20 protein-coding genes are annotated in these 24,141 nt (G+C 58.9%); 19 read left to right on the forward strand and 1 reads right to left on the reverse strand.

The window, feature by feature from the left end; translation table 11 throughout:
• Positions 1-5: 5 nt before the first annotated feature.
• Positions 6-2,294, reverse strand: coding sequence for an FdhF/YdeP family oxidoreductase (locus tag AC1VYI_RS10870; protein ID WP_134866085.1), 2,289 nt, complete (start codon positions 2,292-2,294; stop codon positions 6-8).
• Positions 2,295-3,295: 1,001 nt separating this feature from the next.
• On the opposite strand from AC1VYI_RS10870, the gene AC1VYI_RS10875 reads away from it, so the two are divergent.
• The 19 genes from AC1VYI_RS10875 to tssG all read left to right on the forward strand — a co-directional run bounded on the left by AC1VYI_RS10875 (position 3,296) and on the right by tssG (position 24,109).
• Positions 3,296-3,790, forward strand: a complete 495-nt coding sequence (locus AC1VYI_RS10875; RefSeq protein WP_023312163.1) for a hypothetical protein — start codon at positions 3,296-3,298, stop codon at positions 3,788-3,790.
• A gap of 23 nt (positions 3,791-3,813) precedes the next feature.
• A complete protein-coding gene (gene tssJ, locus AC1VYI_RS10880) occupies positions 3,814-4,317 on the forward strand; it encodes a type VI secretion system lipoprotein TssJ (protein WP_023312162.1) in 504 nt (167 codons plus the stop codon).
• Positions 4,318-4,345: 28 nt separating this feature from the next.
• Positions 4,346-5,689 carry a type VI secretion system baseplate subunit TssK gene (gene tssK, locus AC1VYI_RS10885; RefSeq protein WP_029740099.1) on the forward strand — a complete coding sequence of 448 codons (1,344 nt, stop codon included), beginning with the start codon at positions 4,346-4,348 and terminating at the stop codon, positions 5,687-5,689.
• Between the two features lie 17 nt (positions 5,690-5,706).
• A complete protein-coding gene (locus tag AC1VYI_RS10890; protein WP_033145801.1) occupies positions 5,707-6,945 on the forward strand; it encodes a DotU family type VI secretion system protein in 1,239 nt (412 codons plus the stop codon).
• A gap of 2 nt (positions 6,946-6,947) precedes the next feature.
• Complete coding sequence (gene tssM, locus AC1VYI_RS10895; RefSeq protein WP_134866086.1) at positions 6,948-10,568, forward strand: type VI secretion system membrane subunit TssM; 3,621 nt, start codon at positions 6,948-6,950, stop codon at positions 10,566-10,568.
• A 16-nt stretch (positions 10,569-10,584) separates the two neighbouring features.
• Positions 10,585-11,301 (forward strand): type VI secretion system-associated protein TagF, encoded by a 717-nt coding sequence (tagF, locus tag AC1VYI_RS10900; protein ID WP_023312158.1) that lies wholly within the window; start codon positions 10,585-10,587, stop codon positions 11,299-11,301.
• Between the two features lie 11 nt (positions 11,302-11,312).
• Positions 11,313-12,329: a type VI secretion system protein TssA gene (gene tssA, locus AC1VYI_RS10905; protein ID WP_134866087.1), complete on the forward strand. Its 1,017-nt coding sequence runs from the start codon at positions 11,313-11,315 to the stop codon at positions 12,327-12,329.
• 75 nt (positions 12,330-12,404) lie between these two features.
• Positions 12,405-12,929, forward strand: a complete 525-nt coding sequence (gene tssB, locus AC1VYI_RS10910) for a type VI secretion system contractile sheath small subunit (RefSeq protein ID WP_008502644.1) — start codon at positions 12,405-12,407, stop codon at positions 12,927-12,929.
• 3 nt (positions 12,930-12,932) lie between these two features.
• Positions 12,933-14,432 (forward strand): type VI secretion system contractile sheath large subunit, encoded by a 1,500-nt coding sequence (tssC, locus tag AC1VYI_RS10915; RefSeq protein ID WP_023336028.1) that lies wholly within the window; start codon positions 12,933-12,935, stop codon positions 14,430-14,432.
• A 343-nt stretch (positions 14,433-14,775) separates the two neighbouring features.
• A complete protein-coding gene (locus tag AC1VYI_RS10920; RefSeq protein WP_008502640.1) occupies positions 14,776-15,258 on the forward strand; it encodes an Hcp family type VI secretion system effector in 483 nt (160 codons plus the stop codon).
• A 58-nt stretch (positions 15,259-15,316) separates the two neighbouring features.
• On the forward strand, positions 15,317-15,808 hold the full coding sequence (locus AC1VYI_RS10925) for a type VI secretion system amidase effector protein Tae4 (RefSeq protein ID WP_045355841.1): 492 nt from the start codon (positions 15,317-15,319) through the stop codon (positions 15,806-15,808).
• The gene (locus tag AC1VYI_RS10930) at positions 15,805-16,158 is read left to right on the forward strand and encodes a T6SS amidase immunity protein Tai4 family protein (protein ID WP_045908268.1); all 354 of its coding nucleotides are present in this window, start codon (positions 15,805-15,807) and stop codon (positions 16,156-16,158) included. Before AC1VYI_RS10925 ends, AC1VYI_RS10930 begins: the two co-directional genes overlap by 4 nt.
• Before the next feature lie 86 nt (positions 16,159-16,244).
• Entirely contained in the window at positions 16,245-18,008 is a 1,764-nt protein-coding gene (gene tagH / locus AC1VYI_RS10935; protein ID WP_482880972.1) for a type VI secretion system-associated FHA domain protein TagH, read from the forward strand.
• Entirely contained in the window at positions 18,005-18,802 is a 798-nt protein-coding gene (locus AC1VYI_RS10940) for a PP2C family protein-serine/threonine phosphatase (protein WP_023336024.1), read from the forward strand. The genes tagH and AC1VYI_RS10940 overlap by 4 nt, the downstream gene beginning before the upstream one ends.
• A 16-nt stretch (positions 18,803-18,818) precedes the next feature.
• Positions 18,819-19,817 (forward strand): hypothetical protein, encoded by a 999-nt coding sequence (locus tag AC1VYI_RS10945; protein ID WP_047173189.1) that lies wholly within the window; start codon positions 18,819-18,821, stop codon positions 19,815-19,817.
• 9 nt (positions 19,818-19,826) lie between these two features.
• Positions 19,827-20,639, forward strand: a complete 813-nt coding sequence (locus AC1VYI_RS10950) for a type VI secretion system accessory protein TagJ (RefSeq protein WP_045404288.1) — start codon at positions 19,827-19,829, stop codon at positions 20,637-20,639.
• Positions 20,632-21,195 carry a type VI secretion system baseplate subunit TssE gene (gene tssE, locus AC1VYI_RS10955; protein WP_023312148.1) on the forward strand — a complete coding sequence of 188 codons (564 nt, stop codon included), beginning with the start codon at positions 20,632-20,634 and terminating at the stop codon, positions 21,193-21,195. Before AC1VYI_RS10950 ends, tssE begins: the two co-directional genes overlap by 8 nt.
• Positions 21,196-21,197: 2 nt before the next feature.
• A complete protein-coding gene (gene tssF / locus AC1VYI_RS10960) occupies positions 21,198-23,069 on the forward strand; it encodes a type VI secretion system baseplate subunit TssF (protein WP_023312147.1) in 1,872 nt (623 codons plus the stop codon).
• Positions 23,066-24,109, forward strand: coding sequence for a type VI secretion system baseplate subunit TssG (gene tssG, locus AC1VYI_RS10965; protein ID WP_047741745.1), 1,044 nt, complete (start codon positions 23,066-23,068; stop codon positions 24,107-24,109). The genes tssF and tssG overlap by 4 nt, the downstream gene beginning before the upstream one ends.
• The last annotated feature ends 32 nt before the right edge of the window (positions 24,110-24,141 follow it).

Consider the following 24,141-nt stretch of genomic DNA (forward strand, 5'->3'; position numbering starts at 1 on the left):
CAGCCTTACAGCATGCGGATCTCTTTCGAGCGCAGGGTGATGCGAACCGGAACGGATTTATACGACGGCGTACCGCTGTCCTTATCCAGATAATCAAGCGGCACCAGCACGTTGGCCTCCGGGTAATAGGCGCCGACGGTGCCCGGCGCGATGTTGTACGCCACCACGGTAATGTCTTTCAGACGCTGAACGCTGCCGGGGAGGGCGGTTTCGATATCCACGCGGTCGCCGTGTTCCAGGCCTGACTGCGCCATATCGTCTTCGTTCATAAACAGCACGTCGCGGCGGCCAAACACGCCGCGGTAGCGGTCGTCCAGAGCGTAAATGGTGGTGTTGTACTGGTCGTGGCTGCGCAGCGTGATTAACCGCAGAACATGCTCACCTTCGCCGCTGGCGTTCTCGTGAACGCCGTCGAACACCGAGAACATCGCTTTTCCCGTCGCCGTTGGCCAGATGCGCTGCGTCGGCGGCAGCGGCATGCGGAAGCCGCCGGGAACGCGGATCCGCGCGTTGTAGTTCTCAAAGCCCGGAATGGTCTGCTCGATCAGATCGCGGATGCGGTCGTAATCCTCAACCAGCGTTAGCCAGTCCACGCGGGTTTCCGGCAGCGTGGCTTTCGCCATGCCGGCGACGATAGCAGGTTCCGAGAGGAGCAACGGCGAGGCGGGCTTCAGCTTGCCGGACGAGGCATGGACCATCGACATGGAGTCTTCGACGGTAATGGACTGACGGCCGGTGGCCTGGAGATCCAGCTCGGTGCGGCCGAGACACGGAAAGATAAAGGTCTCTTTGCCCACCAGCAGATGGGTACGGTTGAGCTTGGTCCCGACGTGCACGCTCAAATCCAGGTTGCCCATCGCCGGAAAACCCCGCTCGTGATCGGGCATCGCGACGGCAAAATTACCCCCGAGGCAGATGAGCGCCTTCGCGCGGCCGTCGATCATCGCCTGCGTGGCCTGCACCGCATCGTGTCCGTGCTGAGACGGCGGCTCAAAGCCGAAAACGTCCTTCAGACGGTTCAGGAAGGCCGGGGTAGGCTTCTCGCTAATCCCGACGGTCCGGTTCCCCTGAACGTTTGAGTGGCCGCGCAGGGGGCAGATACCCGCGCCGGGCTTGCCGATATTCCCGCGCAGCAGCAGCAGATCGGCGATCAGGCGGACGTTTGCCGTACCTTTATTGTGCTGGGTAATGCCCATCCCGTAGGTAATGATGGTGGCATTTGATTTCGCATAGGCGTCGGCCACCTTTTGGAGCGCCGCCTGGCTCAGGCCTGACTCGCGCTCGATCTCGTCCCAGCGGGTTTGCGCGATATCGGCGGCGAATTCCTCAATGCCCTGGGTGTGTTCGGCAATAAACGCATGGTCGAGCACGTCACCCCGTTCGGCCTCCATTTCCAGCAGATGTTTGGCAATGCCTTTCAGCGCGGCGGCATCGCCCCCGGCCTTCACCTGGAAATAGGTCGAGGCGATATCCGTTGAGCCGTAGGTCGCCATTTCAATCACGCTTTGCGGGTCGGCGAAGCGTTCGAGGGCGCGCTCGCGCAGCGGGTTAAAGACGATAATCGGCACGTTGCGACGGGCCAGCTCATGGAGAGTCCCCATCATTCGCGGATGGTTGGTGCCGGGGTTGTGGCCGATGGAAATCACCAGCTCGGTCTTATCGAAGTCGTCCAGCGAGACTGTGCCTTTCCCGATGCCAATCGAACGCGGCAAACCGACACTGGTGGCCTCGTGACACATATTCGAGCAGTCGGGGAAGTTATTGGTGCCGTATTCGCGGGCGAAGAGCTGGAAAAGATACGCCGCTTCGTTAGAGGCGCGTCCGGAGGTATAGAACTCGACCTGGTCCGGTTCGAGCCCGCGCAATACTTCGCCGATGCGTTGAAACGCCTCTTCCCAGTCGACGGGCCGGAAGGTATCGCTTGCCTGGTCATAGCGCAGGGGATGCGTCAGCCGACCGTAGCCTTCCAGTTCAAAGTCCGATTTTGCCAGCAGCGAGGAGACGCTGTTCTCAGCCAGAAACGCGGGGGTAACGCGTTTGCTGGTGGCTTCCCAGGTTACGGCTTTGGCGCCGTTCTCACAGAACTGGAACGTCGACTTGTGTTCTTTATCCGGCCACGCGCAGCCCGGGCAGTCAAAACCGTCAGGCTGGTTGGTGCGCAGAAGCGTGGCGGGAGCATCAAAGGTATCCATTTGGGTACGTACCGCGATGGCCGTCGCTTTTAACGCGCCCCAGCCTCCGGCAGGACCGTCATAGTGTCTGATACCCGGCACCGAGCGTCTTTTCTTATTCATACCCACTCCTGATTTCTTCGGTCACACAACGTCTGAACCCATATAAACGCCGCAACGGACAATAAGTGAAAGCAATGACGACCGGATGGCTATGCGCATGCGGTGTGGAAAAATGCTTTATCTTAAATTCGTTTTATTACAGAGTTTTATCGGATCTGATGCTTAAATATTTAAAGAAATTATAACGAAATTTTATCATTTTAATAATAAATCTTATCTATCAAACGGTAGGCAAGATAGATGGGGCGAGCAGGAGAGGATGTAGCAGCAATAAAATTTCGAATGAAGCCTGTGGGCGGCAGCAATAAACAATGTTCGCAGCTGGCGGGCTATTGCGAGCATTTTCTGCTGCGTTAATGTCAGGATGGTTAACTCAGGCTTAATGATTGACGATTAAAATTCAGGCCTGACGGAGTAATTGTCGCAACGCGAAATATAAAGTTATTTTGAGTCGTGAAATTAACGTCGTGCAACATAAGTGAAATAGTTACCTTCACGTTGTCGCGTGCATTCAATATTAAAGATACCCTTTTAGTGCAACAAATAATTCATGGTTCATATATTCTGCTGACCTCACCAATACGCGAATTCTACTAATTATGGTAGTGGCGATAATAGCCGTATTGCGTTAATGAAAGTGGTTCTCTTTTGTATTTTCCGTATATAAAACATGTGGTTATAATGTTGTGTGGCTAAAAAATAAAAGGGCGTAGGTCGTATCGGGTTTTTTCATAGGATTAATCCTATAATTTTCCGACTGCTTCATTTACCAACAGTTACGTACCGGTAAATATTGAATTGAGACGAAGCTCATGTAAACTTGTTTACCGTTTGTCAAAATATGTCAGGAAGACACTGGGCCTTATTCTGAAGGGCTCGTGCGGTAGCTATGCCCTTAAAATAGTAACGCCCCGAAAATATCCTGGCTATTTTAACAATAGCACCTAAGTCAAACTTCACCCCCTTATCTTCATCATCGAAATATCGCTACGGAAAAGCATATGAAAATGCGCGTACTGTTTTCACTTCTGTTTGTAATGGCGGTGGCGGGCTGTAAAGCGCCGCAGAAACCTGTGATCAACGACGATACGATCGAGACCAGCCAGGTCAACGGCGTGACCTTAACCCACCGTCACGCTGTGGCGCCGCCTGCGGAGTTCAACCCGGTCAACGAACCGTATCGCGCCATGTATCCGGCCTCCCTGATGAGCCGTCCTGACTTCGGCGGCAAAGTTATCCGTACTCTCGACACCGGAAAAACCTACGTGGTGCTGGGTCAGGTTGAACACTACTGGATGGCGCTTGCCGATGAAGGTAACGATCAGCTGATTGGTTACGTCCCGATGCGCGCCGTGATCAAGGCCGACCTGTACGACGCCGCCGTGCGTAAACAGGCCATTCGTCCGAAGGCGCGTAAAAAAGCGACCTGTGTCGACGTCGATGGCAACAGCAAAGCCTGCAAAGACAGCGCTAACGGTACCTGGATCCTGAACTAAACGGCTTGCATGAGCGCATTTTTATGAATAATAAAAATTTTCATAAGCTGTGGTTATTCTTTTACGCGGTGATTTTCGCCCTGGTCAGTGGTTGTACGTCGTCTTCACACAGCGACCCCTCCCGCTACAATCTGCAGTTTCAGGCTCATCCACAAATCAACGAATCTGCGCCGCTTAAGGTTCGGGTGTTGTTGCTGAAATCCGATGCGGATTTCATGTCCAGCGACTTCTACTCCCTGCAGAACAACGCGTCAGCCACGCTTGGCGCGAATCTGCTGAACAGCGACGTGTTCTTCCTGATGCCGGGACAGCTGTCCAAAACCCTCAGCGGGCAAAGCTCTCCGGAGGCCCGCTACATCGGCGTGATGGCGGAGTATCAGATGCTGGATGGCAAAAAATGGCGCGTTTCACTCCCTCTGCCTGTGCCTGGCGAAAATCATATCTACCAGTTCTGGAAATGGTCCGCGGATGAACTTCAGGCCAACGTTTTTCTCGACGTGAACGGCATTCGGGTCATCAGCCAGTAACGCGCTTCAACACAGGAAACACATCATCATGACGAAAGCAGAAAAGGTCGTCTGGACCGAAGGCATGTTCCTGCGTCCACACCATTTTCAGCGGACTGAAAGCTATCTGCTCAACCATGTTCGTGAATGGGGCGCGCTACAGCGGTCGTATCTCTGGGGCTTTCTTGACGTTGAACTGGATGAAGCGATGCTTCGTCAGGGATGCATTGCCCTGAGCTACTGCAGTGGCCTGCTGCCGGACGGCACCTTTTTCCAGGTGCGTAACGGGCGCAACGGTCCTGTACCGCTGAAAATTCCTGACAACCTCACCAACGAAAAGGTGGTGCTCGCGCTGCCTGTTCGTCGCGGCGAGAGAGAAGAGGTGATTTTTAGCGAAGAGCCGGCCTCGCTGGCGCGCTTCATCGCTTTCGAGCAAGAGGTGGAAGACGACAACGCCATGTCGGTGGGGGATGCCACCGTCCAGTTTGGCCGCCTGCGTCTGACCCTGATGCTGGAAAAAGACCTCACGGCGGAATGGACCGCCATCGGCGTGGCGTTTGTGACGGAGAAACGTAACGACAACCACGTGCGGCTCGACAACAGCTACATCCCGCCGATGCTCAACGCCAACAACAGCCCGCAGATCTACAGCATGATCAACGATCTGCACGGTCTGCTGGTCCAGCGCAGCCAGCAAATTGGCGGTCGTCTGCGCCAGCCTGGCCGCTTTAACACCTCCGAACTGATTGAGTTCACGCTGCTGTCGCTGGTTAACCGTCATCTGGGCGAAGTATCTCATTTAAAAACCCTCCCGCTGCTGCATCCCGAAACGCTCTGGCGCAGCTGGCTGCCGTTTGCGACCGAGCTAGCCACCTGGACGTCGCAGCGTACCGCCGAAAGCGTGCTGCCGATTTACGATCATGACGATCTGGCAAACTGCTTCAGCAAACTGATGCTGATGCTGCGTCAGGGGCTGTCGCTGGTGATGGAAGACCACGCGATTCAGCTGCCGCTGAACGAACGCTCCCATGGCCTGAACATCGCTACGGTGCCTGAAACCAGCATGGTGCGCGAGTTCGGCTTCGTGCTGGCGGTAAAAGCCAATGTGCCAGGCGAACATCTGCAAACCCATTTCCCGGCGCAGATGAAGGTCGCGCCGGTCTCGAAAATCCGCGATCTGGTTCAGCTTCAGCTGCCGGGCATTATGCTGCGCGCCATGCCGGTCGCGCCGCCGCAGATCCCGTGGCATGCCGGCTACAGCTACTTTGAACTGGAGAAGGGCAGCGAGCTGTGGCACGAGATGGATAAGTCCGGCGCATTCGCCCTGCATCTTGCAGGGGAGTTCCCGGGGCTGGATATGGAGTTTTGGGCCATCCGTAGCCCGACAGAATAATAAAGCGAGCGCTTAATATGCAGGAACGACAGGACACCGGCAGTGATGCCGCGTTTACCGGGGCCAGTAGCAACAATCAGCTGGTGGCGGCCGCCAATCCGCTGCTCAACGCGATTCCGCAGATCCGTCATTCGGTCTCCCATGACGATCAGGTGGCGTTACGCCAGCGCCTGATCGATGAGATTCGCCGTTTCGAAGTCCGCTGCCAGCAGGCGGGGCTGCCCTACGAAGTGATCGTCGGGGCGCGTTACTGCCTGTGTACGGCGCTCGATGAGGCCGCCGCGCTCACCCCCTGGGGCAGCAGCGGCGTCTGGTCAAGCAACGGTCTGCTGGTGACCTTCCATAACGAAACCTGGGGCGGTGAGAAGTTCTTCCAGCTGCTGGCGCGCCTGTCGCAGAACCCGCGCGAGCATATTCTGCTGCTGGAGATGATCAACTACTGCCTGCTGCTGGGCTTCGAAGGACGCTATCGGGTACTGGATAATGGCCGCACGCAGCTTGAAACCATCAAGCAGCGGCTGTGGCAGATGATCCGCGGCGTGCGCGGCAGCTATCCGCCGCCGCTTTCTCCCCATCCGGAAGATCGTCCGGTGCTGCGCAAGCTCTGGCGGCCGATGGTTCCCCTGTGGGCCTGCGTGGCGCTGGCCGGGTTTATCGCCTGTCTGTTTTATATCGTGCTTAACTGGCGCCTTGGCGATAACACCAACCCGGTGCTGGCGAAGATTTACCAGTCCCAGCTGCCGGAAACCACTATTCAGCAGCCGGCCCGTCAGCTACCAGCGGTGCTGAACCTGCGCGGCTTCCTGAAGCCTGAAATCGAGGCTGGCCTGGTCGCGGTGAAAGACGAAGCGGATCGCAGCGTCGTTATCCTGAAGGGCGACGGGCTGTTTGCCTCTGCCTCTACCGTCGTGCGTGACCGCTATGAACCGGTCATCAACCGCATTGCGCAGGCGATGAATAACGTCAGCGGCAAAATTCTGGTGGTGGGCTACAGCGACAACGTGCCGATCCGCAGCGCGCGCTTTGCCTCGAACTATGAACTCTCTCTGGAACGCGCCCGCTCGGTACAGAAAATGCTGCAGGGAAGCCTCTCTCAGCCTGGCCGCGTGAAAGCGGAAGGGCGGGGCGAGATTAACCCGGTGGCGCCGAACACGACGCCTGAAAACCGCGCCCGTAACCGCCGTGTGGAAATTACTCTGCTGGTGTCGCCTGAAAACACTCAGGCCGAGCTGAACGGATTGCCGCAAGGAAACTAAGGATGCTGACTACACTTCTTTCCATCTTGACCAACCGCATTCTGTGGAGCTTCCTCGGCGTAACGGCGCTTGCGGCGGTGATCTGGATGATTGGTCCCCTGTTGTCCATCGTGGACACCCGACCGCTTGAGTCTGAACAGAACCGCATTATCAGCATCGCCGTGGTCTATCTGCTCTGGGCGCAGGGCCACATTCTGCCGCGCCTGTACAATGCCTGGCTTAACCGCAAGCTGATGGACAAGCTCAAGGAGAACACCGCCAGCCCGGAAGCGGCGGATCCGCAGAAGCGGCTGAACAGCGAGGAGCAGATCCTCGCCAGCCGCTTTGATGAAGCCGCGCAGATGCTGAAAAAAGCGCACTTCAGCAAAGCGGGCCAGGGCGCGCAGTGGACGCAGCGCTTCAACACGCAATATCTCTATCAGCTGCCGTGGTACGTCATTATCGGCGCGCCGGGCTCCGGTAAAACCACGGCGCTGGTTAACTCCGGGCTGCAGTTCCCGCTGGCCGATCGCTTCGGTAAGACCGCGCTGCGGGGCATTGGCGGCACGCGTAACTGCGACTGGTGGTTTACCAATGAGGCGGTGCTGCTGGACACGGCGGGCCGCTATACCACCCAGGAGAGCGAGCAGGTACAGGACGCCGGCGAATGGCTGGAGTTCATCAACCTGCTGCGTAAGTATCGCCGCCGCCAGCCGATCAACGGCGTCATCATCACCATCAGCATTTCTGACCTGCTCACCCAGTCCGCCGAGGCGTCCCGCCAGCAGGCGGTAAACCTGCGCCAGCGTCTGTCCGAGCTGCATGAACAGCTGGGTATTCGCTTCCCTGTCTACGTGATGGTGACCAAGGCCGACCTGCTTAAAGGCTTCCGCGCCTGGTTTGCCGACTACGACAAAGCGCAGCGCGACCAGATCTGGGGCTTTACGCTGCCGTGGGAGCAAACCAAACACGCCGATTACGACCTGATGGGCAACTTCCAGCAGGAGTTTTCTCTGCTGCAGCAGCGCCTCGATGCCGGGCTGCCGGAAACCATGCTGAAAGAGCACGACGCGAAAACCCGCGCCGAAGCGTATCTCTTCCCGCAGGAGTTCGCCGCGCTGCGTCCGCTGCTGGCGGATTACCTGAGCACGGTCTTCGCCCGCTCCAACTTCGAAACCGAGTTCTCTCCGCGCGGGATCTACTTCGCCAGCGGGACTCAGGAAGGCATGCCGTTCGACCGCGTGATGGGCGAACTGAACCGCGCGCTGTCGCTGCCGGAAGGGGGAGAGGCGGATAACTGGGATTCGGTCAGCAAAGAAGCGCCGATCCCGGGGGCAAAAGGTCAGAGTTTCTTCATTAAGAACCTCCTGCAAAACGTCATCTTCCAGGAAGCCGGGATCGCGGGCGAAAACCGCTGGTGGGAGCTGCGCAACCGGGCGGTGATCTGGTCCGGCTACGCGGCGCTGCTGGCCCTGCTGGTGATCCTCGGCGGTCTGTGGCTGACCAGCTATGCCAAAAACAAGGCCTATCTGGAAGAGGTGGATGCGAAGGTGCCGCTGCTGGACCAGCAGAGCAAGTCGCTGCAGAACCAGACCCAGCGTGACCTGTTCGATCTGCTGCCGCTGCTGAACGGTCTGGTGGATCTGCCGAAAAGCGACGCGTTTGATGTGAACGATCCGCCCGTATCCCGCCGTATGGGGCTCTATCGCGGAGATGACGTCAGCGATGCCTCGCAGTCGCTGTACCAGAAAGCGCTGGATCAGATGCTGTTGCCTGCCGTTGCCATGCACATCACCACCTGGCTGCGCAACGACAACGGTAGCGACGTGGAATACAGCTATGAAGCGCTGAAAGCCTATCAGATGCTGTATCAGCCGAAGCACTACGACGGCAAATTCCTGCATTCGTGGGTGATGCTCAACCTGCAGCGAAATCTTCCGCAGAACGTCACGAAGGCGCAGCTGCAGCAGCTTGAATGGCACCTGACGCAGCTGCTGGAACCGAAAATTCAGGCCTCACCGTATGCGCAGGATGAATCTCTGGTGGCCCGCGAAAGAGCGATGATCAATCAGCAGCCGCTCTCCACGCGCGTATACGGTCGCCTCAAACGCCTGCTGGAGCATGATGACAACCTCAAGCCGGTCTCCCTTTCCGACCTGGGCGGACCGCAGAGCGAGCTGGTGTTTTCACGCAAAAGCGGCAAACCGGTGAGCGAAGGCGTGCCGGGTCTGTATACGCCGGACGGTTACTGGAAAAGCTTTAACGGCCAGATTGACAGCGTAACCACCGCTCTTCATGAAGACGACGCCTGGGTGCTGGGGGCCGCGACGGCGCAGGAGGATAAACAGCAGATCGATAACGCCGTGCGCCAGCTCTACATGCGCGACTTTATCGCGAACTGGGATCGCTTCCTCGCCGACATTCAGCTCAATAACAGCGCCGATCTTTCCCAGCGCATCAACACCGCGCGCCTGCTCTCCGGCGCAAACTCGCCGCTGCGCCGCCTGGTGCAGAACCTGAGCCAGGTCCTGACGCTGTCACGCAATGCGCCAGCGCCGGAAGATGCGGATAAAGCGCAGGCGCAGAGCAACCGCGCCACCCGCACGCTGGAAGCGCTGTTCAGCAACAATGACGCTGCGCCGACCCAGGGCGCCGTGGTCACCCAGGCGCCGGAACAGCTGGTCACCGACCACTACGCACCGATGATTGAGCTGGCGCAGCCGCTGGAGAAGGGCGGGAAGACCATCGTGTTTGATGATTTTCTCAAGCAGGTGGATGAGCTCTATCGCTACCTGACCGCGGTTCAGGACGCGGCCAACAGCGGTATGCCGGCACCGGGCGGAGAGGCGATCAGCCGCCTGCAGGCCAGCGCCGGTCGCCTGCCGGGCGGGCTACAAACTATGTTCAGCAATATGGCGGTGGGCGCCAGCAGCGATACCCAGCGCCGCGACCTCGAAAACGTGCGGAAGCGTATTAACGTTGAGGTGGGAGGATTCTGCCGTCAGGCGATCGCCGGTCGCTACCCGCTGGTGCGCAGCGCCAGCACCGAGGTCACCCCTGACGATCTCGCGCGCATGTTTGCGCCGGGAACCGGGCTGATGGACGCTTTCTTCCGCGACAATCTGACCAATAAAGTGGATACCACGCAGGCAAACTGGCGCTTTATGCCGGGCATCGACGGTAAAACGCTGCCGGGAAGCGAAGGGCTGCTGAGACCGTTCCAACAGGCCCAGTCGATTCGCGACGCTTTCTTTGCTAATGGCGCCACGACGCCGTCCTTCAAGGTGACGGTTCGCACCGTGCGAATGGATAACTCCATTCTGAACCTGACGCTGGACGTCGACGGCCAGCTGCTGCGCTACAGCCACGGCCCGCAGGCCGTGCAGATCATGAACTGGCCGGGGCCGGGCGGCACCAACCAGGTACGCATGCAGCTGGGGCTGGCGAACGGCAGCACGGCGACGCTGGTCACCAACGGCGCCTGGGCGCTCAACCGCTTCTTTGATAAAGCGAGCACCAGCCCGGGCGCGGGTAGCCTGAGCCGTCAGGCCACCTTCAACGTCGACGGACATCAGGTCACGCTGGAGTTTGCGCCTAACAGCATTCGTAACCCGTTCCAGCTTCCCCGTTTCTCATGCCCATAACCGCAAGGACAGCCGTATGACGAATACCCCTGCGATGAACCGCTACAGCTGGTATGGCAAGTTACCCAGCGCCGGAGATTTTTTGCAGCGTCGCTTTCCTGACACTTTACAGCGCCAGTGGTCACACTGGTTCCAGGTCGGTCTGCTGGCCTGGCAGCAGGAAGAGCAGCGCAGCGGCGAGCGCCAGTTTCACAAAGCGCCAGTCTGGAATTTTGTGGTACCGCCCATGCTGGGCAGCCAGATGATCCAGATGGGCTGCCTGCTGCCGGGCCGCGACAGCGTTGGCCGCCAGTACCCGGTTTGCCTTCAGCTGAGCTTCGCCCCGTCAGAGTGGTCGACCAGCCTGCTCAGCCAGGCCGAAAGCTGGTACCAGCAGATTGGGCGCCTGGGGCTGCACGCGGTGCGCAACAGTTTTTCCGCCTCGCAGCTGGATGAGATGCTGATGACCATCCCTGCGCCGCAGCCCGTCGAGCCGCAAAAGCGTTCCGACATCCTTGATGTGATTGGCTATGACGAGGACGGCCAGAGCACGCTGGGCTGGCCTCAGGCGGCTGAGTGTTTTGATCCGCTGCGCCAGACCAGCTACTGGTGGACCAACCGCTGCGACGGCTACCCGCTGTACACCCACGTGCACAGCGGTAACTTTACCGGGCAGCTTTTCACCCTGCTGTTCGACCCGGCAGGGGGCGCCCGTCCGGGGCGTCACGGTCTTTATCCGCCCATGTTTGAATAAGCAGGGATCTCATGAATATCGAAGAATTTCTCGCGCCAATAAGCCCCGAAAAACCCTGCGGCGAAAACCTGGAGTACGACGCCGACTTCCAGATCATGAATCAGGCCAGTCAGGGCAAAGCGGAACAGCAGTTTGGCGACACCATTATCCCGGCAGAGCCCGCTGACTGGAACACGGTGGAAAAATACGCCACCAGCCTGCTGACCCGCACCAAAGATCTTCGCGTACTGCTGGCGTTAACCCATGCCTGGACGCGCCGCCGCGGGCTTGCGGGCTACGCGGACGGATTATTGCTGGTGCAGGAGGCGATCGCCCGTTACTGGGAGACGCTCTATCCGCTGCTGGAAGAGTATGGCGAAACCGATCCGTTTTATCGCATTAACGCCCTGGCAGGGTTGAGCGATAAATCCGACCTCACCGTCGCCGTGCGAAACGCCTCGCTGCTGCGTTCAAACGGCGATGAAATTTCGCTCCGGGATGCTCAGGCCCTGCTGGACGGCAGCAAGACGGAATGCCCGGACTATCCCGGCGGCCGTCCACGGCTGATTGACGAGCTGGCCCGCGGCGACCAGCCGGGAACCGCCGCGGTTATCGTCATTAACGAACGTCTGCTGGCGATTCGCGAGCTGCTCACCGGGCATCTCGGTGAAAGCGGCGTGCCCGAGATGGAGCAGCTGCTGAAAACCGTGGGGCTGGTCGCCAGCGCGTGTCAGGTAACCGACATCAGCAAGCTGCTACCGAACCGTGAGGCGCAGGCAGAACCCCAGGCCGAGCAGCAGTCGGCGGCAACGCAGCCCGCTCAGCCGGTCACCGACTGGCGCAGCGTTCAGGTCACCAGCCGCGCCGACGCGCAGCTGATGCTGGAAAAAGCGAAGCAGTATTTTGCGCAGTACGAACCGAGCCACCCCGCACCGCTGATGATTGAACGGGTGCAGCGGCTGTCAGAACTTAACTTTATGGACATTATTCGCGACCTGGCGCCAGACGGCGTTAACCAACTTGAAAACATCTTTGGGCGCCGCGAATAACGCGTCCAGGCATTATGACGACAGGCATGGAGCCTGCCGTTTCACCTTCACCGCGCATCTTTGATGGAGAACATCATGGCAATGAGTAACAGTGGGCAGAAATTCATCGCACGTAACCGTGCCCCCCGCGTGCAGATCGAGTACGACGTAGAGATCTACGGTGCAGAACGTAAGATTCAGCTGCCGTTTGTGATGGGCGTCATGGCCGATCTGGTCGGCAAACCGGTTGAAAATCTGCCGGCCGTCGACGAGCGTAAATTCCTCGAAATCGACATCGACAACTTTGACGAACGCATGAAGGCGCTTAAGCCGCGCGTGGCGTTCCAGGTGGATAACACCCTGACCGGCGAAGGCAAGCTCAACGTGGATCTGACCTTTGACAGCATGGACGACTTCCTGCCGGATGCGGTGGCCCGCAAGGTCGAGCCGCTGAATAAGCTGCTGGAAGCGCGTACCCAGCTCTCCAACCTGCTGACCTATATGGACGGCAAAAACGGTGCGGAAGAGCTGATCGCTAAAATTCTGCAGGATCCGACGCTGCTCAAATCCCTGAGCCAGTTGCCGAAAAATGACGAAAGCGCGAAAGGTAGCGAGGAATAATCGATGAGCAACCAGACTCAACAACACGAGCAGCAGGCGGGTCAGGCGTTCAGCCAGGATGAATTCAGCGCGCTGCTGAACAAAGAGTTCCGCCCAAAAACCGATCAGGCCCGTTCAGCCGTAGAAAGCGCGGTTAAAACTCTGGCGCAGCAGGCGCTGGAAAACACCGTCACTTTCTCCAACGACACCTACCGCACCATTCAGAACCTGATCGCCGGTATTGACGAGCAGCTGTCGCAGCAGGTGAATCAGATCATTCACCACGACGAGTTTCAGAAGCTGGAGAGCGCCTGGCGCGGTCTGAGCTACCTGGTGAACAACACTGAAACTGACGAGATGCTGAAGATCCGCTTTATGAGCATCTCCAAGCAGGAGCTGGGCCGCACCCTGAAGCGCTTCAAGGGCGTGGGCTGGGACCAGAGCCCGATCTTCAAGAAAATCTACGAGCAGGAGTACGGTCAGTTCGGCGGCGAGCCGTTTGGCTGCATCGTCGGCGACTACTACTTCGACCACAGCCCGCAGGACGTTGAGCTGCTGGGCGAAATGGCGCGCATCGGCTCTGCGGCGCACTGTCCGTTTATCACCGGTACCGCACCGGGCGTGATGCAGATGGAGTCCTGGCAGGAGCTGGCTAACCCGCGCGACCTGACCAAGATCTTCCAGAACACCGAATACGCCGCCTGGCGTTCGCTGCGTGAATCCGAAGATGCCCGCTATCTGGGTCTGGTGATGCCGCGCTTCCTGTCGCGCCTGCCGTACGGCATTCGCACCAACCCGGTCGACAGCTTTGATTTCGAAGAGCAGACCGACGGCGCGAACCACAACAGCTACTCCTGGGCGAACGCCGCCTATGCGATGGCCGCCAACATCAACCGCTCCTTCAAAGAGTACGGCTGGTGCACCTCGATTCGCGGCGTGGAGTCCGGCGGGGCGGTGGAAAACCTGCCGTGCCACACCTTCCCGAGCGATGACGGCGGCGTGGACATGAAATGCCCGACCGAGATCGCTATCAGCGACCGTCGCGAAGCCGAGCTGGCGAAAAACGGCTTTATGCCGCTGGTTCACCGCAAAAACTCCGACTTTGCCGCCTTCATCGGCGCGCAGTCGCTGCAGAAGCCGGCCGAGTACCACGACCCGGATGCCACCGCCAACGCGCGTCTGGCCTCTCGTTTGCCTTACCTGTTCGCCTGCTGCCGCTTTGCCCACTACCTGAAGTGCATCGTGCGCGACAAAATCGGCTCCTTCCGCGAGCGCGAAGAGATGGAGCGCTGGCTGAACGACTGGGTCATGAACTACGTCGACGGTGACCCGGCGAACTCCTCTCAGGAGACCAAGTCCCGCAAACCGCTGGCCGCTGCGGAAGTGCAGGTGCAGGAGATTGAAGATAACCCGGGCTACTACGCCGCGAAGTTCTTCCTGCGTCCACACTACCAGCTGGAAGGTCTGACCGTTTCCCTGCGTCTGGTTTCTAAACTGCCGTCGCTGAAGACGAAAGACGCGTGATGAAGACACGGACGCCCCCCTCCCTTGAGGGAGAGGGCGGGGGTGAGGGGGAAAATACCGCTGCGGTGGTTATTCAGTTTTCCTCAAACATCACTGTCCGTAAGAATTCAAAAATTAATCCCCGGTAATGCCGGGCTTATTCGGTTCCAGAATAACGCACGGTAATAATGACTTCACATTCCTTCCGTTATTTCGAAGGAATGTAAGACTGTCAAATGACACGGGTCATTTGATGTGAGGCAGAGGTAAAATATGGACGGTTTTATTCAGCCCCATGCTTTCCTGTTTGCCATATAAGTGCTTTTTCGAAAGCAATATTGTTCATCCACGAAGAGTAGATATTATGGCTATTGATATGTTTCTGAAGGTCGAGGGTGTTACGGGCGAATCTAAAGATTCTAACCACACCGGCTGGACTGATATTACCTCCTTCTCCTGGGGCGCTTCCCAGCCAGGTAATATGAGCGTTGGCGGTGGCGGCGGTGCCGGTAAAGTTAACTTTAACGACCTGCACGTTAACGCGCTGATCGACAAATCCACCACCGCTATCCTGAAACACTGCGCCAGCGGTAAACACCTGACCAAAGTTGAGCTGTCCGTCTGTAAAGCCGGCGGCCAGCAGGTGGAATACTCCCGCATCACGCTGGAAGATGTGCTGGTCACCTCTGTTCAGTACACCGGTGCTGACAACGGCGATACCGTTGGTGTGACCTATGCATTCCAGGCTGCGAAAGTGAAACAGCAGTACTGGGAGCAGACCACGTCTGGTGGTAAAGGCGCTGAAAGCAGCGCTGGCTGGAACATCAAAGAGAACAAAGAAGCGTAATAATAGTGGGCCCGAAAGGGCTCACTTTATCCTGAGCTTCTTATCAAGGAGAAACAAGATGTCTCAAATGCGTCCTGCTTTTGGTGCCGCCTGGAACAGATTCAGAGAAGTGAACATAAGCGTAGAACAGGTTGGCAAATTGTTGGGTGGAAAAGTTCAGCATAATATCGACGCCGGTATTTTTAAAAATGCCTGCCCAATTCGTATGAGCTACGTTTTAAATTACTGTGGCATTCCGATTCCTTCTAACAGTAAATATGCGACAGTGACCGGAAACGACAAAAAGCGCTATATGTTCCGCGTTAAAGATATGATTGCATTTCTACCCACGGTACTGGGCAATGCCGATATGTCTGTCTCTTCTCCTACTCCTGCGCAATTTGCAGGCAAACAGGGCATTATCATCTTCACCGGGCACGGCTGGAGCGACGCTACCGGGCATGTCACACTCTGGAATGGAAATATTTGCTCTGATGATTGCCATTTTCTGGGCTCACCGGGTAATGGTTCATTTATTCCGACCAACGCAACATTCTGGAGCCTGAAATGAAACGTTTATTACTGCTGATCCTGGCTATAAATGCCCCTGCTGTTTATGCCCAAACCCTGCCTGATGTTAGCGCTTTTTCTCAGCAACAAATCTTTGAAAACTGGGTGCAAAATCGATGCATCAGTAAGATTGCGGACAGTAAAAGTCTCAAAGATGATGCAGAGGCCAGTGCAGCCGCATGGCTGGAAGCAAGCAATCTCCCTGCTGAGAATTTTGAAAAAGCTGACAAGGTGATTGTTTCTTTACTGAAAGAGAAAGTAGGCGGTACCGAACCGGGTCAATATCAGGTTTTAAAGTGCAGCTTAATCGCCAACAGCGACGCGATTCGTCCGCTCAAAACCGCAAAATAGAAGCAATGGAATCGCCCCCAAACGCCGCCGTTCTCGCCCCGAGAGCGGCAGCGTTTGAGCGCTAATCATACCAGCAGGAATACGCCATGCGATTCACGATTATTTCTACGAAACCCGGTCATCAGCCGCCGCAAAGCAGCTGTGATTTTTACGCCCCGGGCGGCACCATTGGGCGCGGTACGGATAACAATCTGGTGTTGCCGGACAATGACCGCACCATCTCTCGTCTGCAGGCGATTGTTCACGTTGACGCCCAGGGCGAATGCCGCGTGACCAACCGTGGCAGCGTCACCCGCGTGGTATTAAATGACATTCCGCTGGAGCGAGGGCGTCAGGTTGAGCTGCAGGATGGCGACATTCTCGGTATTGATGACTACCGTATCGAAGTGTCCGAACTGATCCACGATACGCAGCCCGTGAGCCGTATGGCGGCCAGCATGCATCAGCAGGCGCGTCCGGCAGCCGCACCCGCGCCCGCTGCGCAACCGAAGCCGGCGAGCGCCGCACCGCGCGGGAAGGCCGAGCCAACCGCCGTGCCAACGGAGATCTGGGATAGCCTGATGCAGGAGTTCTCCATCTCCGACAGCATCTCCAGCAACCGTACAAAACCGCAGCCTGCTGCATCGCACGATCCGTTCTCCCAGCCTTCGGCCCCGGAGCGTAACGCTGAAGATCCGCTGGCGATGTTCAACGACAGCGATCCAAAGCTCGAGCGTAAGAACGTTGACCCGGACACGCTGTTCAGCGACGAAGCGTTGTTCAAAAAAGAGAGTATTTTTGACGACGTCACCCCGTCAACGCTGGTGCCGCCGGGCGAGACGACCCCCGTCAAGCCAGAAGACGAGGCGACGGACGAACTCGATCCGCTGGCCCTGTTTGGCGGTAAGGCCAGCGCGCCAGCCGCGCGTAATGACGACCCGCTCGGGCTGATGGGCGGCGCGCCGTTAACCCATCCGGATGACATTCTTGCCGAAAAGCCTGCGCCAGTGCCGGAACCCGAGCAGGAAGAGGACGTGCTGGCCGATTCTCCGCTGTTCGCCCCTGAGCCGCAGGAAGAACCGCGTGCTGAAGAAGAGCCCGCGCGACCGGATTACGCAGGCTTCACCATGCCTACGCCACAGGCCGTTGCGCGCAGCAGCGCTCAGGCCCCGAAGGGCCGTCTGCGCATCGACCCGGTCAATAACGCCGCCGCCCCAACCGCTACGGCGAACAGCGGTGAGAAGGGCGAAGTGCTGCAGGGCGAGCTGCTGGAGGCGCTGCTGGAAGGCATGGGTCTGAGCGAAATGCAGCCCATCCCGCAGTTTGACCGGGAAAATATGCGTCAGCTCGGGCAAATCCTCGGTATGTTCTCTCAGGGGACCGTGGCGCTGCTCTCCTCGCGTTCCATTCTCAAGCGTGGCGTGAAGGCCGATATGACCATGGTGCTGGACGATGCCAACAACCCGTTCAAGCTGTTGCCGACCGGCAAAACCGTGCTGATCCAGATGTTCGGCACCCCGATGCCGGGCTTTATGCCGCCGACCAAATCCGTGCGCGACGCGCTTATCGATCTGCAGGCGCACCAGCTGGGCATGATCTCCGGTATCCGCGCCATCATTGCCGCGATGCTGCAGTCCTTTAACCCGGAACAGCTGGAAGAGCAGGCGAAGCAGAACGGGATGACCTCTCGTCTGGCGCTGCCGGGCAGCCGCAAAGCCGCCCTGTGGGACTATTTTGTTCGCAGCTATGGCGAGACGGCGGGCGAAATAGAGGATGACTTCCACACCCTGTTCGGCGAAGCCTTCCTTCATGCCTACGACATGGAGGTGAATCAGTACAAAGACTCACAGAGCGGATCGGAAGACAAATGAATATCGCAACGGCTTCTCTCTCCCGCCAGGGGACGCGCGCCAGCAACCAGGATCAGACGGGAGAAACCATAGGGGAACGTTCAGCCTGCTTTGTCGTCTGCGACGGCATCGCGGGCCTGCCGGGCGGTGAGGTGGCTGCAGAGCTGGCCCGCAACAGCATTATCTCCCGCTTCGATGGCGACAAACATCTTAATGCGCAGCATATCCGCGACTACGTGCAGACGGCGAACCGCACCATCCTCAGCGAACAGCAGGCCGTTCAGGACTATCGCCGGATGGGCACGACGCTGGTCAGCCTGTTCATTGACCGTGATTACGGTCTGGCCTACTGGGCGCACGCCGGAGACAGCCGCCTGTACCTGTTTCGCCGGGGATGGCTGTGGCATGTGACCACCGACCACAGCCTGGTGCAGCAGATGAAAGACGCCGGGCACCAGACCGACGATCTCAACAGCAATCTGCTGTACCTCGCGCTGGGGATTGAAAACGGCGGGCCGGAAGCGAGCTACAGCGACGTGGTGCAGGTTGAAGACGGCGATGCATTCTTACTCTGCACCGACGGGTTCTGGCACGGCGTTAGCGAAGAGCAAATGAAGCAGTCGCTGCATATGGTCAATACGCCGCAGGAGTGGCTGACCTTAATGAACCAAATCATTCAAAAGAATGGCGAACAGGAGGGGAATGCTCAGGATAACTATACTGCCCTGGCGGTATGGATGGGCAACCCTCAGGACACCACTTTGCTGCACACCCTCTCTGACGCAGCACAATTTCTTCCCTGCGGAACTGATTAGACACACAAGGAACGATATGAAACTTTGGCTATCGGGTTTGGCACTTCTGGCGGTCACCTCCACCGCGCAGGCTGAGAATTTCCGCATCGTGCAGTCTCCTGCGCAGAAGCTGGATATCTGGATCGACAACATTAAAGACAACACGCCGCAGAGCTGGTGTAAGCCTGAGGTGGCGCTGCGCATTGTGGCGAATGGTAAGAAAGACGTCTCCGTGCTGGAGAATTTTGTGCCGCGTCTTGGCTCCCTGCTGGAACACCAGTGCAGCAAAGTGAATAAGCTTAGCTGGACGCTCAACGATCCGGCGGGTACCACGCTGGCGCAGGGTACGGCAGGCAAAGCGCAGGACTGGGCGCTGGTGGTGAAACAGGAGCAGGCCGCGCCTGCTGCGACCGTCACCGCAACCCCAGCCAGCGGCGCTCTGCTGCCGCCGGACCAGAACGTGGCTTCCCGCACCGTCGCGGCTGACCGCACGCCGTGGCAGGAATTTACCCTGCAGGACGGCTGCCACCTGCGCACCTTCTGGGAAGGGGGCGCTTCCGCTCCGGCGCTCTTTATTCCGGATTCTGACACCACCCGCTGCGGTAACGGCAGCTGGCTGAGCGGACACACCGTGGTTTCGCAGTCCCGCAACGGCGGACAGAAAGAGATGGCGGTGACCTACATCCATGGCTTCCCGGTGGCGGGTCTGAATCAAAGCGCCGATCCTGAAAACGCGCTGATCACCTCCGTCAACAAAGAGCGCATGGTATTCAGCACCCCAGACAGCGACCAGAGCTGGATGATCCTGCCTTACGATAGCGCCCTGAACAGCTGGAAAAGCAACGGCACCGTAGCGGTGGAGATCTCCCGTGAAATTGCCAGCGATGATGCAAAACTGCAGGCGCGTATTGCGGCGGTGAAAAAAACCTGGAGCGCCTGGGTCGCACCCGGCACGCCGCTGAATATCGTGCTGATTGACACCCTGCGTCCTCAGCTGCGCGATCCGGCCGTTGGCGCATGGCGCGCGGCGAATTAAGGAGTGTCTATGAATACGCTCTATCAACACCTGGCGGGCGAGTCGCTCAGCGACGCGCTGGCGCGCCTTGAAGCTGAAATCAAAGCCCGTCCGGCAGATGCCGACCTCCGCGCCGCGTTCGTGCAGTTTTTAACCCTCAGCGGCAACTGGACGCGCGCGCTGACCCAGCTGAAAAGCTGGCTGGCGCTGAAGCCTCAGGCGAAGCCCACCGTCACGCTGCTGGAGCAATCCATTCAGGGCGAACTGCAGCGCGCGCAGGTGATGGCGGGACAGGCGCGTCCGGCTATGCCTGAAACCCAGTGGCCGTGGCTGACGACCCTGGCCGCGGCGCTGAGCGAGGAGGGCGAGCGCGCCCGGGAACTGCGTCTTGAAGCCCTCGAACAGGCGCAGGCCACTGCGGGTCACATCACACTCGAAAACGAGGAGACGCAGGCTTTCGAGTGGCTGATGGACGGCGATGCCCGTCTCGGCCCGGTCTGCGAAACCATCGTGAACGGCCGTTATTTCTGGCTGCCGTTCAGCGCCATCGCGGAGATCCGTTTCCAGGCGCCCGCCAGCGTGACCGATCTGGTCTGGCGTCACGCCCTGGTGCGCCTGACCGACGGTACGGAGCAGGTGTGTCAGATCCCGGCGCGTTACCCGTTTGCTGCCGATGCCACCGATGCGGTCAGGCTGGGCCGCACCACCGAATGGCAGCCGCTCGACGAAGACGGCACCCTTTACGAAGGCAGGGGCCAGAAAGCCTGGCTGAGCGAGCAAAGCGAATACCCGCTGCTGTCATTAAGCCTCGTGACGTTTGCGACGGATGGAGCCGATGAGTAATCCCGCTGGCGAAGGCGATCTGCTGCGCAGCGGCTGGCAAGCCCGCAGCAGGCAGGAGAAGGTGGGGGCGCGTGACAAAATGCAGCCCTCGCTGCTGGATCGTCTCACCGATAACGACCCGGAAAAAAAACGCGAGTCGGCCAACAGCAATCTGATCACCCACGCCGCCCTGCGCCGCAACGTCCTGCGCGATCTGCAGTGGCTGTTTAACACCATCAACCACGATGCCTCCGGCGACTTGAGCGCCTTGCCGCACGTGAAGCGCTCGGTGGTCAACTTCGGCGTCGCGCCGCTGGCCGGGAAAAGGATGTCGGATATCGAATGGCACGACATTCAACGCAAGCTCACCGAGGCCATCATCAATTTTGAGCCGCGCATTTTGCCGCAGGGGCTGCAGGTCCGCTGCGTGTCGGATACCTCCTCGCTGGATCTGCACAATGTGCTCTCCATCGAGATCAAAGGGCGTCTGTGGTGTGTGCCGTACCCGCTGGAGTTTCTGTTTCGTACCGATGTCGATCTGGAAAACGGCCATTTTGAACTGAAAGATGCGGGGTAATCATGGAAAGTAAACTGCTCGAATATTACAACCGCGAGCTGGCCTATCTGCGCGAAATGGGGGCCGAGTTTGCCGAACGCTACCCAAAAGTCGCCGGACGGCTGGGCATGCGCGGCATCGAAGTGGCGGACCCGTATACCGAACGTCTGATGGAGGGCTTCGCCTTCCTGACCTCCCGCGTGCAGATGAAAATGGACGCGGAGTTTCCGCGCTTCTCCCAGCGTCTGCTGGAGATGATTGCGCCTAACTATCTCGCGCCCACGCCGTCGATGGCGATCGCGGAGATTGAGCCCGACAGCAGCCGGGGCGATCTGAGCAAGGGCTTCATTGTGCCGCGCGGCACAATGATGGACAGCCTGGCGCTGAAAAAAACCGGCGTGACCTGCAGCTATACCACGGCGCACGAGGTCAACCTGCTGCCGCTGAAAATCGACAAGGTCGAGCTGGGCGGCGTGCCCGCCGATCTGCCGCTGGCGCAGCTGGGGCTGAGCCAGCGGCAGATCGGCAGCGCCTTAAGGATCCGCATCGCCTGCGACGGCCCGCAAAACCTCGGACACCTGGATTTCGACCGCCTGGAATTTTTCCTCGGCGGTCCGGATATTGAAGCGCTGAAGCTGCTGGAGCTGGTGATGGAGCACCACGCCGGGATCGTCTGCCAGACGGTCAGCCCGCAGCCGCAGCGACAGCTGCTGGCCTCGGACGCGCTGCGCCAGGAGGGCTTTGAGCCTGACCAGGCTCTGCTTCCCGACGATCTGCGCAACTTTGACGGCTACCGCCTGCTGCAGGAGTATTTCGCCTTTCCGGCCCGCTTCCGCTTCATCAGCCTGAGCGGTCTGGGCACGCTTATCGAACGCTGTGAAGGCGAAAAAGCCTTCGACATCTTCATTCTGCTGGATAAGTCGGATGAACAGCTGGAGCGCGTGGTCGATGCCAGCCATCTGGCGCTGCACTGTACCCCGGTCATCAACCTTTTCCCAAAGGTCGCGGCGCGTCAGAAGCTGAATGAAGGCCAGCATGAATACCATCTGGTGGTCGATAACATTCGTCCTCTGGATTATGAAATTTACGCGGTCAAAAAAATCTATGGCAGCGCGGACGGCCAGCGCGATGACCAGACGTTTCGTCCTTTCTGGAGTACCTGGAGCGGCGATGCGGGCAACTACGGGGCCTATTTTTCCCTGCGCCGCGAACAGCGCGTGCTGTCCGAGCACGCCCTGCGCTACGGCACCCGTACCGGCTATATCGGTTCAGAGGTGTTTGTTTCGCTGGTGGATGAACAGCACGCCCCGTGGCAGGAAAACCTGCGCTATATCTCTGCCGAGGTGCTGTGCACCAGCCGCGACCTGCCGCTGATGCTGCAGCAGGAGCTCGGGCAGTTCATTATGGCCGACTCCATGCCGGTGAAATCCCTCACCCTGCGCAAAGGCCCGACGCCGCCGCGCCCGGCGCTGGCGGAAGGGTTCAGCACCTGGCGACTCATCAGCCAGCTGCAGATGAACTACCTCAGCCTGATGGACAGCGAAAACGAAGACGGCGCGGCCGCGCTGCGCCAGCTGTTAGGGCTGTACGCCAACCTGGCAGAAACGCCCGTTGCGCGTCAGGTGGAGGGGGTACGCCACTGCGTGCTGGAGCCGGTTCACCGCCGCGTGCCTGAACCCGGCCCGGTCGTTTTCGCCCGCGGGATCGGCATCACCCTGACGGTGGATGAGCGAGCCTTTTCCGGCGCCAGCCCGTGGCTTTTCGGCAGCGTGATGGAGCGCCTCTTTGCCCGCCTGGTGTCAATCAACAGCTTTACGGAGTTCACCCTGAAAAGTCAGCAGCGCGGCGAGATTGGCTACTGGGCGCCGCGCATGGGTAAAAGGGCGCTGATATGAGTGACGCTGCCACTGCACCGCTGCGCGTGCATCGCCTGACCCGGCTGCCGGACGCGTTCTGGCAAGGGGTTCGCGAGACGCCCTGGCGCTACGATCTGTTTCAGCTGTTAAGGCGCATTGATGCCCAGGGCGGCGAGCGCTACCCGCTGGGACGCGCGCCGCTGCCGAAATTTGAGCCGCTGCGCATCGGCCAGCAGCCGTCGATGAGTTTTGCGCCGTCGACGCTGGCTCAGGTACGCCAGCGCGAAGAAAGCGGGCTGCATGAGGTGTCTATCCTCAGCTTCGGCCTGTTTGGCCCGAACGGCCCGCTGCCGGTCCACATGACCGAATACGCCCGCGAGCGTATTTATCATCATCAGGACACCAGCCTCAGCGCGTTTGCCGATCTGTTCCATCACCGCCTTGCGCTGCTGTTTTACCGCGCCTGGGCGGATGCGCAGCCGACCGTCTCTCTGGACCGCGCAGACAACAGGCGCTTTGAGGGGTATCTGGCATCGCTGATTGGCATGGGCCAGCCGGGGCAGATGAACAAAGGCAGCCTGAGCTCGCATGCGCGATTTACCCACGCCGGACACCTGACCCGTCACGGGCGGGATCCGGAGGGGCTGGAGAAGATCCTGCGCAACTATTTTAAAGCGCCGGTTAAGCTGGTGAGCAACGTGCCGCAGTGGATGCCGCTTTCCGAGCGCGAGCAGGCGCAGCTGGGAGCACGACGCCGCATGCCGCGCATGGGGGAGTCCGCGTTTCTCGGCGTCGCCGTCCGCGACGTGCAGCACAAGTTTCGCATCGAAATTGGCCCGCTAAGCGCGGAGGAGTACAACCGTTTTCTGCCGGGTGAAGCCTGGGTCACCGAACTGCGCGACTGGGTGCGTCAGTACGCCGGGGTGGAGTTTGAATGGGAAACGCGGGTGATCCTGCGTGAAGACGCGGTGCAGGGCACCACGCTCGGCAGCAATGGGCGATTAGGCTATAACACCTGGCTGGGCCTTCAGCCGCAGCCTGTCCCGCGTGGCGATCTGGTGTATCGCGCAGAGCGGTAATCCTTCCGTATACCGAATCATTGTTAATGGAA

It is taken from the genome of Enterobacter sp. QK-SA4, from assembly GCF_056856775.1.

Bases quoted from the DNA above. Each gene is read 5' to 3' on its own strand.
- tssC (WP_023336028.1), top strand. From the start codon at position 12,933: ATGAGCAACCAGACTCAACAACACGAGCAGCAGGCGGGTCAGGCGTTC.
- tssE (WP_023312148.1), top strand. From the start codon at position 20,632: ATGAGTAATCCCGCTGGCGAAGGCGATCTGCTGCGCAGCGGCTGGCAA.
- AC1VYI_RS10870 (WP_134866085.1), bottom strand. From the start codon at position 2,294: ATGAATAAGAAAAGACGCTCGGTGCCGGGTATCAGACACTATGACGGT.
- tssM (WP_134866086.1), top strand. From the start codon at position 6,948: ATGCTGACTACACTTCTTTCCATCTTGACCAACCGCATTCTGTGGAGC.
- tssA (WP_134866087.1), top strand. From the start codon at position 11,313: ATGAATATCGAAGAATTTCTCGCGCCAATAAGCCCCGAAAAACCCTGC.
- AC1VYI_RS10945 (WP_047173189.1), top strand. From the start codon at position 18,819: ATGAAACTTTGGCTATCGGGTTTGGCACTTCTGGCGGTCACCTCCACC.
- tagH (WP_482880972.1), top strand. From the start codon at position 16,245: ATGCGATTCACGATTATTTCTACGAAACCCGGTCATCAGCCGCCGCAA.
- tssK (WP_029740099.1), top strand. From the start codon at position 4,346: ATGACGAAAGCAGAAAAGGTCGTCTGGACCGAAGGCATGTTCCTGCGT.
- tssB (WP_008502644.1), top strand. From the start codon at position 12,405: ATGGCAATGAGTAACAGTGGGCAGAAATTCATCGCACGTAACCGTGCC.
- tssJ (WP_023312162.1), top strand. From the start codon at position 3,814: ATGAATAATAAAAATTTTCATAAGCTGTGGTTATTCTTTTACGCGGTG.
- tssF (WP_023312147.1), top strand. From the start codon at position 21,198: ATGGAAAGTAAACTGCTCGAATATTACAACCGCGAGCTGGCCTATCTG.
- AC1VYI_RS10875 (WP_023312163.1), top strand. From the start codon at position 3,296: ATGAAAATGCGCGTACTGTTTTCACTTCTGTTTGTAATGGCGGTGGCG.
- AC1VYI_RS10940 (WP_023336024.1), top strand. From the start codon at position 18,005: ATGAATATCGCAACGGCTTCTCTCTCCCGCCAGGGGACGCGCGCCAGC.
- AC1VYI_RS10950 (WP_045404288.1), top strand. From the start codon at position 19,827: ATGAATACGCTCTATCAACACCTGGCGGGCGAGTCGCTCAGCGACGCG.
- AC1VYI_RS10890 (WP_033145801.1), top strand. From the start codon at position 5,707: ATGCAGGAACGACAGGACACCGGCAGTGATGCCGCGTTTACCGGGGCC.
- AC1VYI_RS10925 (WP_045355841.1), top strand. From the start codon at position 15,317: ATGTCTCAAATGCGTCCTGCTTTTGGTGCCGCCTGGAACAGATTCAGA.
- AC1VYI_RS10920 (WP_008502640.1), top strand. From the start codon at position 14,776: ATGGCTATTGATATGTTTCTGAAGGTCGAGGGTGTTACGGGCGAATCT.
- tagF (WP_023312158.1), top strand. From the start codon at position 10,585: ATGACGAATACCCCTGCGATGAACCGCTACAGCTGGTATGGCAAGTTA.
- AC1VYI_RS10930 (WP_045908268.1), top strand. From the start codon at position 15,805: ATGAAACGTTTATTACTGCTGATCCTGGCTATAAATGCCCCTGCTGTT.
- tssG (WP_047741745.1), top strand. From the start codon at position 23,066: ATGAGTGACGCTGCCACTGCACCGCTGCGCGTGCATCGCCTGACCCGG.